This window comes from Paenibacillus sp. NPDC101420, assembly GCF_050277435.1.
Lineage (GTDB): Bacteria > Bacillota > Bacilli > Paenibacillales > Paenibacillaceae > Paenibacillus_AQ.
The window spans coordinates 193,509-206,828 of the sequence record NZ_JBNNSE010000005.1 but is presented as its reverse complement, the minus strand read 5'-3'; the positions used below and the strand labels follow the sequence as shown (position 1 = coordinate 206,828).

Sequence of the window (13,320 nt, the reverse complement as noted above, 5' to 3'; positions counted from 1 at the left end):
GGCAAACGTATGGCTATCACAAAGGATGAATCTACCTGAAGCCATCTAAATATAAAGACGAAGCCTATTATGGCTTCGTCTTTTGTAATTTTGCATACCCTTTTCATCCTAGAAAATAAGGACCTTTTACAAATGAACTATTGGACCGAAAGTACAGTCTCCAACTCAGGGATATATTCCTTGACCATATTGTTGTCTTCCCACAGTCCTTTAGTCCCAGCTGGGGCTTGACCTTCGGAAACGACTAAGTACGGTTTGATGGTTACGGTACTTGGTATAGTCTTGAAGGGTTCAAAACGAACATTATAAGATTCGCTTAAGGGGTGAGCACCGATGGGCTTCAGTTGAACGCCGCGTTCATCTACAATGTCAAATTGAAGAGCGATGACGCCCCCGTTAGCCCCCTTATATTTCGAAGGGATAGAAGCGAGCATTTCTTCTACGCTCTGGCCCGGTTTGGTTTTGTACTCAATGGATAACTGCGTTGTGATTGGGGTGATTTCCACCTTACTGATCTGCAAGTTAATGTTATCGTGATGCATGGTCTCCTCTGAAGTTAGTACGGTAACGGGCGTTGATTTTGTAACAGGCAGAACGAATTCGAACGGGATATCGTAACCCTTTAACGTTACATTTACAGTCAAGTCAAACTGATCAGGGAACTGGACAGTCTGTGTTGTTGTGCTCGGCTCATAATAAGTGTTCAAAACCTGAACCATTATGCTGGAAGCAGTCTCAGCATCCATGTGTTCGTAACTCCAGAGCAGAGGTTGGCCTTTATAGAGAACCTCAAACTTATCCACTGCCCCTTTATTGGCATCTGAAGGCGGCGAATTGGGCTCCGAAGCCAGACGGTTTCCAGGAGTGGTTATGTTCATAAGAATTCGGGTTCCGTCAAATAACAACGTTGGGATATTCATGGTCACATCGCCATGCGTCACGCTTTGGTTTACGTTTGTGATGAAATCCTCGGCTTGTTGAACACCGGGATCTAAGTTTTTTTCGCCCCATAATGAATAGATTTGTCCCAAAACCGGAATTTGCTTGAGTGCATCAGCCATTGCGGGCGATACAAAGCCGGAAGCAAGGACTGTAACTCCAAGAATTGCAGCGGCTGCAGTGGAAATCAACCATTTATTAAAAGTTTTAGATACATTTTTCTTTTTCTGAACGGGGGAAATGGAATTATCGGTTTCCCTGATGATTTGGTAAGTCTCATTCAACTTGGAGCGGGCAATATCCGATAACTGATCGGGAAGTAGGCTTTGGCAGTTCTTTAATTGTTCTTCTAACTTAGTGTTTACCATGTCGCAACTCCATTTCTTGATTGAATTGAGATGAATGCTTTAGCTTTTTGCGGGCGCGATGCAGCCGGGTCTTCACGGCTACCGTAGAAATTTCGAGAATGTCGGAAATTTGACTGATCGGCATGTCCTGTAGGTAATGAAGGTGAATGACAATCCGTAGATTCTCCTCAAGATGTTGAACGGCATCCCATATTTCGATTTTCTCATAATCCTTGGAAATGGAAGGGACTTCGGGAAGCTCTCCATAAGGGAGGGCTCTTGCGTTGTTTTTGATCATTTTGTTGCATTCATTAATCAGAATCCGGAAGATCCACGTTTTGAAAAAAGCGGGCTCTCTGAGTGTATGGATGGACCTAAAGGCTTTAAGCATCGTCTCTTGCAGGGCATCTGCACAATCCTCGTCTTTGTTGACGATGGACCTTGCAGTTCTATACAGAGGTAACTCTATCTCTTGCATCAGCTGCACGAATGCTTCAGAGTCCCCAGCTTTGGCTTTGACGACAATAGGATTAATATGCAAAGATTTACCTGCTTTCTTGACTAAAAGTCTTAGGATATTCGTAACGTTACTTAAATATTAGATCGGGTAGGTAGCTAGAAGGTTACAACGAAAGTAAACCTAAGATATCTGGGGACTGCACCGCTTGGGCAAATCAGCACACATGGGATTCTCCAAGCATTCTGGATTCACAAAATAATGTAGTATCTGGTGGGGCAGTTTTGCTTACTAAAAGCAAAAGCCCCCTCCGCCGTTTTGGCGGAAAGGGCCGTAGCTCAATTATTTCGTGATGCTTTTCAATAGACTTATCATATTCCCCTTTTATTATATATATATGAGAAATGGCTTCAAATGCATCTGTATACTTTGGACTTGGCTGTAGTTCGTAACCTTTGGAATAGTATTCTATGGCTTCGTCGTACCTGCAAAGTTTAGCCATACAGTCTCCTCTGGAGGACCATGCAAGCCAATCCTCAGGATACAAATCAGTCATTTGCTCCCAGAGAGCCAGCGCCTGAGAAAGGTCGCCCTCTTCCTTGCATATCAGCCCTCCATATTTTTGATATAAATGACCAGGATGGATTTGGTTCAATTGTTCCAGAATTTCTTTTGCTTCAATACATCTGCCGTCTGCGATTAAGTAGTTCATAAGCCAAACATAAGCCTGCCAGTAATTCGGGTGATTCGGCACGAAATTCTTATAATACGTAATGAGTTTATGGTGATTTGAAAAGTTCCAATCAAAAATGATTCCATTCTCCGCATCTCGCAAGGCATTATGATTACTTTTGCTGTCCGGAGCTAATTGCAGCGCATCCTTGGCATAATGGGAAGCCATTTCACGGTGCTCATCTGAACGATGAATGTGTAACTGAGCTAGCAAGGTGAGGGATGGGGATTTTTGCGCATCATTTATTTTTCCTTTTAAAAATTGTTCAGCATAGTTAAAATCGTCTTCGGATATAAAATGTTCAGTACTAATCATATTTCCAATTCGTTCTAAATGGGTATCATCGGTTAATGCAAATAATTCATCAATTGTAACACCAAAAATCACGGATAAATCAGGAAGAATTTGAATATCAGGCATGGTTACATTATTTTCCCACTTAGATACTGCTTGGGACGACAGATTCAGTTTTGCTGCTAGTTCTTCCTGAGTCATTTCTTTTTGTAAACGAAGAGTCTTTATTTTTTTTCCTATCTCAACATTCATTTGTATAACCTCCAATTTGTATCAATTCGACTAGTCAATTGCAGTATAACTTTTTGTATAAAATATCCACAATGACCGCTTGGTTAAGCGAATTAACCTATCAGGTTAACTTGGTAGGACGTTGGTTCAATTTATAAGAAGGGCGATTTGAGATTTATCGACAATTCTCCTCTGAGGGTTGGAGGCGAGGGGATGTAAAAAATTTACTTGTGATCTCGATTTTCTTTCTCAAGGTTGCGGAGCATATCTTGTTATGACATACTCGTCAGCAAATGGTTCACTAAGTTAAACGATTGAACGAAACGAAAGCGGTGAGAATCATTAATAAACAGCAACAGGTTGAAGTCATCAAAGATGATTTCAAGATGTGCCAGAAGGTCTTTTTAGCTATTGGTAATGAGACAAGACAATCTATTATTACTGTACTTATGGAGACTACCTGTACGAACGGGTTACGCGTAGGTGAGATTACTGAAAAAACACATCTATCACGACCTGCTGTTTCCCATCATCTAAGAATCTTAAGAGAAGCCGGAATTATAATGGTGAGGGAAGAAGGCTCTAAAAATTATTATTTTATGGACGTTAGAACAAAATTAGGAGTGTTAAAAAATCTTATAAACCATCTCGATGAATTTATGGAACAATATTATTAGAATTGGAGGTTTCTTAATGAAAGCGATGATCATTGAAAAATACGGGAAAAGTCCTCTTCTAATGGCAGACATTTCAACACCTTCAGTAGGTGATTATGATGTGTTGGCAGAAATCCATGTGGCGAGTATTAATCCTATCGATTTCAAGGTGCGGGATGGCAAAACTCGTATGTTGTTGAAATACGATATGCCGCTTGTGTTAGGAAATGATTTTTCAGGTATAGTCACCAAAGTAGGAAATAAAGTAACAAAATTTAAAATAGGCGATGCAATATACGGACGGCCAAGAAAAAATAGAATTGGAACCTTCGCAGAATATATATCCATACATGAGGACGATATAGCCTTAAAGCCACAAAACCTTTCTTTTGAGGAAGCAGCGTCAATCCCATTAGTCGGGCTTACAGCCTATCAAGCATTACATGATATATTACAGCTATCGGCAGGGCAAAAGGTATTGATTCAAGCTGGCTCGGGCGGCGTTGGGACCTTTGCTATCCAGCTTGCTAAAGCGATGGGAGTTTATGTAGCTACAACTACTAGCGATGCTGGAGCTAATCTGGTCAAATCTCTTGGGGCCGATCAAATAATCAATTATAAAACAGAACAATTTGATACGGTCTTACAAAATTATGATGGAGTATTCGATACGATTGGTGGAGAGACATTAGAGAAGGCTTTTAAAATAGTCAAACCAGGCGGACAAATTGTATCGGTTTCTGGGCTGCCTAATGCACGCTTCGGAGTTGAATATGGGTCTGGTTTTATAAAAACGAGTCTTTTTCGATTGGTTACCCGTAAGCTAACGAAATTAGAAAAGCAATATAATGTCAAATACAGCTTCTTGTTCATGAAACCTAGCGGCAGACAACTGGAGATCATTTCGGAGCTTATAGAAGCAGGGAAAATAAAGCCTGTAATTGATCAAATATTCTCTTTCGAAGAAGCTCAGAAGGCGATGGAGTATTCTGAATTGGGCAGGGCAAAAGGAAAGATCGTATTAAAGATAAAGTGACAGGGAATTTAACCCCACTCATAGAATATAACTACTTGTGTCAAGAAAGGAGAATTTCTATGTGTTTTCACTGTTATAGGAAGATAAGAATCCGTCACCTCCCTGAAACCAACGTGTTAAAGTAAGATATTACACAAATCATATGGGGTGTACCGGATGAAGATTAATAATAATTATTTGAAGGAACAATTAAAACATGTTTACTGGCTTAATGGGGGGCCTTGTGCTGGGAAGACTACCATGACCAAGGAATTTGTAGAGGAGCTAGGCTTTCAAACATTGGGGGATGATGTCTTAAAATACAGACCATTCACTAGTCCTGTTGAATACCCTGCCCTTCAATTTCCTAATTCTGATTTGGATTGGAATAAGTGGTTCAATAAACCTGTAGATGAGCACTGCCAATGGCTATTTCAAATCGTCGAAGAGATGATGGACTTCTTTATCATTGATTTGTTAACAATGCCTAATGATAAACCAATTATAATAGATTTAGGAATAATGCCTGAACGTATACTACCGTTTATTCCAGAAGAGAGAATGATTTGTTTTTATACGTCCGATGAAGAGATAGAGAGATTATATTACTTTAGAGAAGATCATAAGATGATTTTAGATTGTATTAACGCCTACACGATAAATCCAGAAGAAACGATTAAACACGGTAACAAATCTATGGTTAAGTTCTCTAATGAGATTAAGACTGCTTGTAATAAAATGGGGATCAAAACCGTTGAAAGAATACCAAGTATGAGCGTGGAAGAACAATTTAGGTTAGTTAGAGAACATTTTGGATTGTAGAGATGACCAAAAGGCAGATCTATTACAAAGACCCCTTCCTTGTTTAGGAGGGGGTTGTCTTTATATATGGGTGTAAATTTTAATATAAGTGCAACCCATCCTAAGAATTCTCTACTATATAGATAAGAGTGTTTAAAAGGAGAAAACGAATGGAAGACCAAGGAATAATCCACCTATACTTACAGCGTTCACAGCAAGCCATTTTAGAGACTAAAAATAAATACGGGGCTTACTGCAGAGTCATTGCAAGAAACATTATTTCAAATTTCTCGGATGTTGAAGAGTGTGAGAACGATACATACTTAGCGGCATGGAATGCGATACCGCCCAATCTGCCTAGGAATTTTTCGGTATTTTTAGGGAGGATCACCCGTAATATTGCGCTTGATAAGTATGGTTATAATACAGCGAAAAAGCGTAATCGTGAGTTTGAAGTCATTCTAACGGAACTAGAAGAATGTCTAGCTTCGCCTGATACTGTAGAAACAGAGTATGAAGAAGGTGAGATCGCAAACTTAATAAATCAATTTTTATATGGCATAGATGAGCAAGCGAGAAACATATTTATTGGAAGGTACTGGTATTCCTATTCAATAGATGAGCTTTCTATGAGATTTAATATGAGTAGTAGTAAAGTGAAATCCATATTATTTAGGACAAGAAATAAACTTCGAGTTCATCTAGACAAAGAGGGGGTTAACCTATGAAAAAAGAAGATTTATTTAAGGAGATCGGACTCATTGATGAAAACTTAATTGAAGCGGCTGGGCACAATGGAACAGAGAAAAGGAAAAAAGGAATTTCTAAAAAGTGGGTTATTTTGGTTGCCTGTCTTGTCCTATATAGTTCAACTGCTTCAGCTTTATTAGCAACAGAATATTATAAAAATCAAAATTCAGAGCCTTACATACGTTATTTAAATGCTGAAGACATGGAGTTAGAGCCTGCTACTCAATATGATGCGGAAAAATTTCTACATGCTTTAAAAAGTGATAATAATGAATATGTATATATTGCTATTAATAGGCTGGTAGAAAGCTTTAATGATCCCACGTTGAGAGTAAAAGCGTTAAAAGAACTTCAGCCATTTATAAAAAATGAGAATCAAAAAATCGCTGATGCGGCTGCTTTTGCCGTAGATATTTTGTCGAAAAGTTATCGGAGCCCTTATATTGTTAAGCTAGCAGATGGAAGTATGATATTTACGTTGTTTAATAATTATTCGGATTATGGAAGTCAAAATGTCATTTGGAGAATAAAAGACAATGTGCTTAAAGAATATTTAAGTTTTTCTGCACCATCTATGTATATTACAAAAATTACCCCTTCTCCAAATCATAAGTTAATTGCGATCGTAACATGCTCTAATAAAAGTAATTTCGTTCAAATTAGCAATATTGAAGAGGGAATGACAAGTCCAGAGTTAATAGAATCTGCAAGAGTCAAATATGGTGCACAAAAAGAATTAGATACATGGATTCGCACCGATCATGAGAATTATAGCTATGCTGATAACCTGGTGTGGAAAGACAATGATACATTAGTATTTGAAGGTTCTCTTGCCTACCAGAATACTGAGATTATTGAGAATGTTACTGTGAAATATCAGTTTAGTAAAAAGATAATAGAAGTAAAAGAGAAGGGGTTGTGACCATCGGATAAACGTACTTTTATTTCTTGTCCACATTTATACCTTACCAAAACGATGGAATTGCATTTAATGAATAATATCGATAATAAGGGAGGTTTTGAGGATGGGAAATAGAAAAGCTGGCGGTTATGACCCCGTACAGATCTTTAACTCCACATCGTTTAATGCATTTGGAAAAGTTGAATATGCATCCATCTTATGTAGTGATGACAATTATAATGTTCAGCGTGACGAGACTTGGAAAGCTTCTAGCCGTGGAGTCTGTTTGGTGACTAGAATCACTGCAACGGTTAGAACGCCGAGTGGAAATATTCAAGTGGAACCTTATACGTCTTCCGGCACTTCTTACAGCCAGTTTGCCATTATACAGGTAGGGGTAAATAAGTTCCAAGTGACGCGTGTTGTAAGTAACAAAAGACGCAAGTAAAATTGCAAGCGGGGGATTATCAAGGATAGGCACCAAGCATGAAAAGACGACAGGCCAAAGATAAGAGGCTGGTCGTCTTTTTTTAGTTCTAATGTTTCTTATACCATAATATTCTGCGATGCATTGAGGAATCTTTCAAGAGTCGGAATGGGCGTAAGTCCGGTTGATAATTGCCTTCAATGATCCAAATCCGGCAGTTCCTGTCGATGCCTATATCGAACCCGACTTGTCTAAGCTTGGGGTAACGCTCTCCCAGTCGTGTGGCTGCCAATAATGCGATCTGTTCCGCTTTGATAAGCAAGCTCCGATCTCCGATTCGGGCTAATTTGAGTGCCTCAAGGACTGGAATGGTGCGGCTAGCCACATTCGTGACTAGATATCCTTGCGCCGCAACTTTCGCGTATGAACCTGTCACATTCCAAGTGGATGAAGTGCTCTTTTGTCGCTGAACCATTATCCGAATGTCGAATGGCTTGTGTTGAATTTGGGCAAGCTGCAGACGCCTTTGGACAATATATCCACGACCTCTATTTTTTTTACGGAACAATTTAAGTAACTTATCGCTGTCTGTCATGGTGAAGGCTTTCTTTTCGTTATGAATACGATAGCCGTTTGCACCGTTTCGTTTAATGAACAGGATATCCCTTCCGTAACTCCCGTTGCGAGGTTTCAATACGACGCTTTGATAGTGAAGCAGCATATTCGTTAATGCGTTCTTCTTAAGCAACTGTGTCTCTGGCAGCCGTCCGGCGAGAGAGGAACCTTTGCGAAGGATGCGATATTGCAACCATTTGTCTCTTTTGATTAACATTAGAATCACAGCCTTTTTCAATCTTCTACGGTAATTCTAAGTCAAATTAGGAATCAGTATAAGTGGATATTCGTCCATATTTATGAGCCGGAGCAGGTGAAAAAGGCTTTTAGGCGGCTAAATTTCATTACTGTTCAGCTTCGGCTGGGCGCGGATTATTTATTGGCATTCGCCCAAACACTCTTTCCGCGAATGCATATGATGATTGTGCCTACTCATTGAAAGGAGTGATCACATATGGGATTTTTTCCAACGCCGGGAAGCGGCCAATTCCCAGGGTTTCCGGGTGGACCAGGAGGACCGGGTGGACCGGGTGGACCAGGTGGATTTCCTGGGACTCCGGGACCTCCAGGAGCTGCACCGGGAGGCGTTCAAGCGCCGACGGCACCTCCACCGCAATTCGTACCGCAAATGTCGGCCACCGCATTTGCCATCGACCCCGGTGCGATCAGAGGCTGTTTGTTCCGCAACACATACATTTGGCTGAACAACGGCGAGCAATTCTGGTTCTTCCCGGTATTCGTCGGGCGTAATTCTGTTGCAGGGTTCAGATGGTTCGGTCTCTTCTGGGGGTACTTCGGTATTGATTTGAATCGGATTCGCTCGTTCACCTGCTTCTAAGGCAGACAGCGAAAGAGAACAGTCTGGGGGCTGTTCTCTTTGGGGTCTTTTATGGATTCGTATCCTGGTATTTGTCGATATACAGACTCCCGTCCAATTGGAGCTCTGCGTAAAATACTTGATCTAAAGAATGAATGTTGGCTTTCTTTAATTGTTGGTTGAGCCAGACAACGGAGACCTCTATTTTATTAAGATTCTTTTCTACGATTTTACCATCAACGATAAGCTCAGTTGGGATATTGTGAATAGGTGCAACATTTACTTTTATATCTTTTTTTGTTGCAGGCAGCAGTTCTTCTTTTATCAACACGCTAAGTTTACCGTCAGGTTCCAGAATTGCAAATTCGACTTCTTCGGGTGAGAAGACATCCTTATTCCGAAGCAACATGCTTAAATCGTCGATGTTGAGGTGCTGCTTAGCTAATGCTTCTTCCAGAATCTTGCCTTGTTTGATGAGAATCGTAGGTTGGCCGTCGAGAATCTCACGTGCTTTGACAGAGCGCAGTCCGATCAATGCAACGCTGAACGCCAAGAGCGACCATAAGACCAAGCTAGATATTCCTTGCAGCAGCGTGATTTGTCTGTTGACGATAATTTCCGCAGTGGTGGAGCCGAAGGTGATCCCTGTTACATAATTGAAAAACGTTAGATGTCCGACTTGTTTTTTACCGAGAAGACGCGTCAAAACGAGTAGAGCAACGAAAGACGTTGCCGTACGAAATAGAATTTCTCCATATGTCATATGCTGAGCCCCTTCTTGCATAACAGATAGTCTTAAAGTGACCCCCATTTTCCTCGCTTATACTTGTTAAGTGAAAGGAATCGAATGAACATGAACGGCTGGACGAACGTTTAGATAGGACATGCCGTTATGTTTTTAGTTAGAAACTGACAAAAAAGTATCCTGACTTTATAATTGTTTTATATATCCAAGTAGTGTCGCTGATCAGGAGGACGGAATGCAATTTCAACCAATGTATTATGACGGGGAATTATTTCTACCGAAGATTGAATTAAATATGACATTGAACCAATCGGTTGCTATTATAACGGACTTGAAGCGAAAGCAGCTTTTAATGAATCAATTAGTGGACCATTCTCAATATTATTTATTTCGGGCTGGGCAAAGCGAGTATATGCGTTTAACGGTGGAAGAGCTAATTACTTTTCTTATCCAAGTAACGGAGAGGAATGAGCGTGCCGCTTTGTTAATGGATTATTTTGTTCTAAAAGAAGAACGGAAGGTGAGGATCAAGGATCTAAGCTCATCGAAAAGGATGTATGTGACCTTGCTACGTGTTTTTTTTGCGCATCAGCCTACGCTTATACTGGAGGAACCTTATTTTTACTTGGAAGAGCAGGATCGTCGTCAATTCAAACGGATTCTGGACGAACTTTCGCAAGAAAAGCAGATATTGATTTTAACTTCGAATTTAGAGGATGCCCTTATTTCCTGTGATACCATTTATCGGTTGAACGAGTCCGGATTTCATCCATTGGATATTCGGGACATCGAAGAGGATAAGCAGGAATTACAGAAACAAGACGAGACCAATATAACCTTGCAGAAGATCTCAACCAAAAGAAATGACAAAGTAATTTTATTTAATCCGCCTGAAATCGATTTTATAGAAAGTGTAGAGGGTTCGATCCTTGTTCATGTGGATGGGGAAAATTATGACTGTGCTTTGACGTTGACCGAACTCGAGCAAAGATTGTTAAACTTCGGTTTTTTTAGGTGTCATCGGTCCTACATCGTTAATCTGCAAAAAGTAAGAGAGATTATTACATGGACGAAGAATAGCTACAGCTTGCGGTTAAATACAGGTAAAGATGCTGTGGTTCCGTTATCCCGTTCAAAATTGTCTGAATTAAAGGGACTTCTGAACATTTAATTTCCTGGGTAATGTCGAACCAATCAAGTACTTTGTGGTACTATTCAGGCGATAATAGCTACATTTCGGCGGGTTTTGATGGCTGGAAGCATGCAATCTTTATATGCTTAAGGCATCAACGCTAAGGAAGTGGTGTTAATGGATGTTATCCAAGTAGAACGTGTCCGTAAGAGATTTGGAAATAAAGATGCGTTGGCAGATGTGTCTTTTTCAATTCCGAAAGGGGAAAATTTTGGCTTCCTCGGTCCGAGCGGTTCAGGAAAAACGACATTAATCAAGATTTTAACTGCGCAGTTAAATCCGACAAGTGGACAGGCAAGTGTATTTAACGAGCCAGCGGGCATGATGCAGCAGTCTGCACAGAAGATGCGCTTCGGCATTTTGACGGATAACAGTGGTCTATATGAAAGATTTTCGATTGAGGAAAATTTGGAGCTGTATCGTAAGTTATATGATCTTCCCAGATCTGCGGTCGATAAGGTGCTGCAGTTTGTAAACTTAAGCGGAGAGCGCAAAAAGAAAGTCAATCTCTTATCGAAAGGGATGCGTCAGCGTGTCATGTTGGCCTGCGCGATTATCCATGAGCCCGAATTATTATTTCTAGATGAACCTACTTCGGCTTTAGATCCGGTAAACTCAGCACATATTTATAAAGGCTTACGCTACTTAAATGACAAAGGGACAACGATTTTTTTAACTACGCATGACATGGCTGAGGCAGAATTGATATGCAACCGCGTAGCGATTCTGTATCAGGGGCAAATCCAAACCATCGGTTCACCGAAGGATCTTAAACGACAGCACCGGGAGAACGTAGTTTGTGTTGAATTAATCAATGGGGAAGCTTACGAGCTCCCGATCGATGAGGGAACGGCTGATCAAATTGCGGATTGGATGAGACGAGGGTTAATTGACCGGTTAGAAACGAAAGAGCCAAGTCTAGGTGATATTTTTATTAAAATGACAGGAAGTGAGTTACTATGAGTATCTCATTAAAACGTGTCCAGGCGATATTTGTGAAGGATTACAAAGAGTTTTCTCGCAATTATGCGATCTCCATTATGTTGATTTTTCCAATTATTATCGCTCTGATTTTCAAGAGGGCAGGTGCGTCTTTACCTGGAGCCAGCGGTTTTCTTTTTAATAGTTCGTTTGTATTGCTAACATGTTTCGCACAAGCCTGCTTGATTGCGGAAGAGAAGGAGCGTAACACTTTACGGTCATTAATGATGACACCGGCTACGACCATGGATGTACTAATCGGTAAAAGCAGTTTGGTCTTTGTCATGTCTGCTGTTGTTCTCGCTATTTCTACATTATTATTTAGCTATGAGCCAGCTAATATATGGGCGTTTGTGGCAGTAATCATTCTTTCGATTATTCTGTACACTGCAGCCGGGACGATCTGCGGTTTATTCTCCAAGACGTTGCTTGAAGCCTCATTATCTATACTCCCTGTGGCGTTCATATTTATGGGGGCACCGTGGGGAGAAGTTCTAGCGAAGGATTATCCGGTCTTCAAAGTGCTGGATTACATGCCAAGCAGTCAGCTTGTGCATCTGCTGGGTCTAAGCAATACAGGTTATACGACGGGCGATGTATTGAAACCTCTCCTCATTAATTTGGCATGGACGGTTGTGCTAACAGTAGTGTCTGTCATGTTGTATCAGCGGCGGTTGAAGGACGAGTAAGGGAGCTCTGAAGAAACTTTAGCCAGCCTTCGATGGGTCTTTGGTAGGGTCGAAACAAGCGGCCGACTGAGACTATACGACGATTATTCTCATATTGAGGCTGTGATGTTGTCATGACGGGGCCTGCCGGGTAATAAAGATGATTAGAACTTTCAAATTTGGCTGAATTTGGATTGTAGCCATGGAAACGGAGGGAAAGATCATGGCGGCACAGACAGTATCAGGCATAAGCTCCGTACAGACCATTGCGGCCTACGGCGGTACACAGAGTGATGTCAGTTCCCTGGAGAAACAGCGGAACCGGCTGATGATGGAACTGGATAAAGTGAATGCGGCACAAGGAAGTGAGATGCAGACTCCTTATCGCCGGGAGCAGCTGCAGCGGCAAATCCGGCTGCTGGAGTCCCAACTCGTACAGAAAAGCGGGAGTAGCGCCGCCGTAAATTTTGTACCGGCTTCTCCGCTTCAAGATCACCTCCCCCTCTCGCGGATTGAGTGGAAGGGAGGCCTCAAGGGCATCGGTCTGACCGATCCCCGGACGGCGACGGTGAACTCGGAGGGCCACTTCGACGTGTTAATTTAGGCAAGAGAGCGAAGGTGCGAAAAGCATCCGGTGATGAACCGGCTTTTCGCACCTCTTTTTTGAATAGGCGGTGAACCGTATCATAAGGAGCGGCAAGTTTCTCGTAGGTACCCAGCAAAACTGTGCATGAGATGTCGGATGGATGCC

16 protein-coding genes are annotated in these 13,320 nt (G+C 41.3%); 11 read left to right on the top strand and 5 right to left on the bottom strand.

The features are described 5' to 3' along the window. Positions 1-137 precede the first annotated feature (137 nt). The 3 genes from ACQKMP_RS21285 to ACQKMP_RS21275 form a co-directional block, all read right to left on the bottom strand. Positions 138-1,307, bottom strand: coding sequence for a DUF4179 domain-containing protein (locus ACQKMP_RS21285; protein WP_427470875.1), 1,170 nt, complete (start codon positions 1,305-1,307; stop codon positions 138-140). Next, positions 1,294-1,827 (bottom strand): RNA polymerase sigma factor, encoded by a 534-nt coding sequence (locus tag ACQKMP_RS21280; protein WP_379425716.1) that lies wholly within the window; start codon positions 1,825-1,827, stop codon positions 1,294-1,296. Before ACQKMP_RS21280 ends, ACQKMP_RS21285 begins: the two co-directional genes overlap by 14 nt. A 133-nt stretch (positions 1,828-1,960) precedes the next feature. Beyond that, the gene (locus ACQKMP_RS21275) at positions 1,961-3,022 is read right to left on the bottom strand and encodes a helix-turn-helix domain-containing protein (protein WP_427470873.1); all 1,062 of its coding nucleotides are present in this window, start codon (positions 3,020-3,022) and stop codon (positions 1,961-1,963) included. Positions 3,023-3,387: 365 nt separating this feature from the next. On the opposite strand from ACQKMP_RS21275, the gene ACQKMP_RS21270 reads away from it, so the two are divergent. The 6 genes from ACQKMP_RS21270 to ACQKMP_RS21245 all read left to right on the top strand — a co-directional run bounded on the left by ACQKMP_RS21270 (position 3,388) and on the right by ACQKMP_RS21245 (position 7,572). Continuing rightward, positions 3,388-3,678 (top strand): ArsR/SmtB family transcription factor, encoded by a 291-nt coding sequence (locus tag ACQKMP_RS21270; protein ID WP_042194449.1) that lies wholly within the window; start codon positions 3,388-3,390, stop codon positions 3,676-3,678. Between the two features lie 16 nt (positions 3,679-3,694). Continuing rightward, a complete protein-coding gene (locus tag ACQKMP_RS21265) occupies positions 3,695-4,693 on the top strand; it encodes an NADP-dependent oxidoreductase (protein WP_427470871.1) in 999 nt (332 codons plus the stop codon). 156 nt (positions 4,694-4,849) lie between these two features. Beyond that, positions 4,850-5,494 carry a hypothetical protein gene (locus ACQKMP_RS21260; protein WP_379425710.1) on the top strand — a complete coding sequence of 215 codons (645 nt, stop codon included), beginning with the start codon at positions 4,850-4,852 and terminating at the stop codon, positions 5,492-5,494. 149 nt (positions 5,495-5,643) lie between these two features. After that, positions 5,644-6,201 carry an RNA polymerase sigma factor gene (locus tag ACQKMP_RS21255; RefSeq protein ID WP_076300428.1) on the top strand — a complete coding sequence of 186 codons (558 nt, stop codon included), beginning with the start codon at positions 5,644-5,646 and terminating at the stop codon, positions 6,199-6,201. Further along, positions 6,198-7,145 carry a hypothetical protein gene (locus ACQKMP_RS21250; RefSeq protein ID WP_427470869.1) on the top strand — a complete coding sequence of 316 codons (948 nt, stop codon included), beginning with the start codon at positions 6,198-6,200 and terminating at the stop codon, positions 7,143-7,145. The genes ACQKMP_RS21255 and ACQKMP_RS21250 overlap by 4 nt, the downstream gene beginning before the upstream one ends. Positions 7,146-7,248: 103 nt before the next feature. Then, positions 7,249-7,572, top strand: coding sequence for a hypothetical protein (locus tag ACQKMP_RS21245; protein WP_427470867.1), 324 nt, complete (start codon positions 7,249-7,251; stop codon positions 7,570-7,572). Between the two features lie 88 nt (positions 7,573-7,660). Here ACQKMP_RS21245 and ACQKMP_RS21240 read toward each other — a convergent pair whose 3' ends face one another. After that, positions 7,661-8,383 (bottom strand): YheC/YheD family protein, encoded by a 723-nt coding sequence (locus ACQKMP_RS21240; RefSeq protein ID WP_427470865.1) that lies wholly within the window; start codon positions 8,381-8,383, stop codon positions 7,661-7,663. A gap of 237 nt (positions 8,384-8,620) precedes the next feature. Between ACQKMP_RS21240 and ACQKMP_RS21235 the strand changes: the two genes are divergently transcribed. Beyond that, positions 8,621-9,004: a collagen-like protein gene (locus tag ACQKMP_RS21235; RefSeq protein ID WP_339266909.1), complete on the top strand. Its 384-nt coding sequence runs from the start codon at positions 8,621-8,623 to the stop codon at positions 9,002-9,004. Positions 9,005-9,053: 49 nt separating this feature from the next. Here the strand turns inward: ACQKMP_RS21235 and ACQKMP_RS21230 are convergent, their stop codons facing one another. Continuing rightward, a complete protein-coding gene (locus ACQKMP_RS21230; RefSeq protein WP_427470863.1) occupies positions 9,054-9,746 on the bottom strand; it encodes a YetF domain-containing protein in 693 nt (230 codons plus the stop codon). A 217-nt stretch (positions 9,747-9,963) separates the two neighbouring features. On the opposite strand from ACQKMP_RS21230, the gene ACQKMP_RS21225 reads away from it, so the two are divergent. The 4 genes from ACQKMP_RS21225 to ACQKMP_RS21210 all read left to right on the top strand — a co-directional run bounded on the left by ACQKMP_RS21225 (position 9,964) and on the right by ACQKMP_RS21210 (position 13,173). Further along, positions 9,964-10,899 carry a LytTR family transcriptional regulator DNA-binding domain-containing protein gene (locus ACQKMP_RS21225; RefSeq protein ID WP_427470861.1) on the top strand — a complete coding sequence of 312 codons (936 nt, stop codon included), beginning with the start codon at positions 9,964-9,966 and terminating at the stop codon, positions 10,897-10,899. 138 nt (positions 10,900-11,037) lie between these two features. Then, a complete protein-coding gene (locus ACQKMP_RS21220) occupies positions 11,038-11,883 on the top strand; it encodes an ATP-binding cassette domain-containing protein (RefSeq protein WP_427470859.1) in 846 nt (281 codons plus the stop codon). Beyond that, positions 11,880-12,590 carry an ABC transporter permease gene (locus tag ACQKMP_RS21215; RefSeq protein ID WP_427470857.1) on the top strand — a complete coding sequence of 237 codons (711 nt, stop codon included), beginning with the start codon at positions 11,880-11,882 and terminating at the stop codon, positions 12,588-12,590. The genes ACQKMP_RS21220 and ACQKMP_RS21215 overlap by 4 nt, the downstream gene beginning before the upstream one ends. A gap of 202 nt (positions 12,591-12,792) precedes the next feature. After that, positions 12,793-13,173 carry a FlxA-like family protein gene (locus tag ACQKMP_RS21210; protein WP_042191407.1) on the top strand — a complete coding sequence of 127 codons (381 nt, stop codon included), beginning with the start codon at positions 12,793-12,795 and terminating at the stop codon, positions 13,171-13,173. Positions 13,174-13,320: the final 147 nt, after the last annotated feature.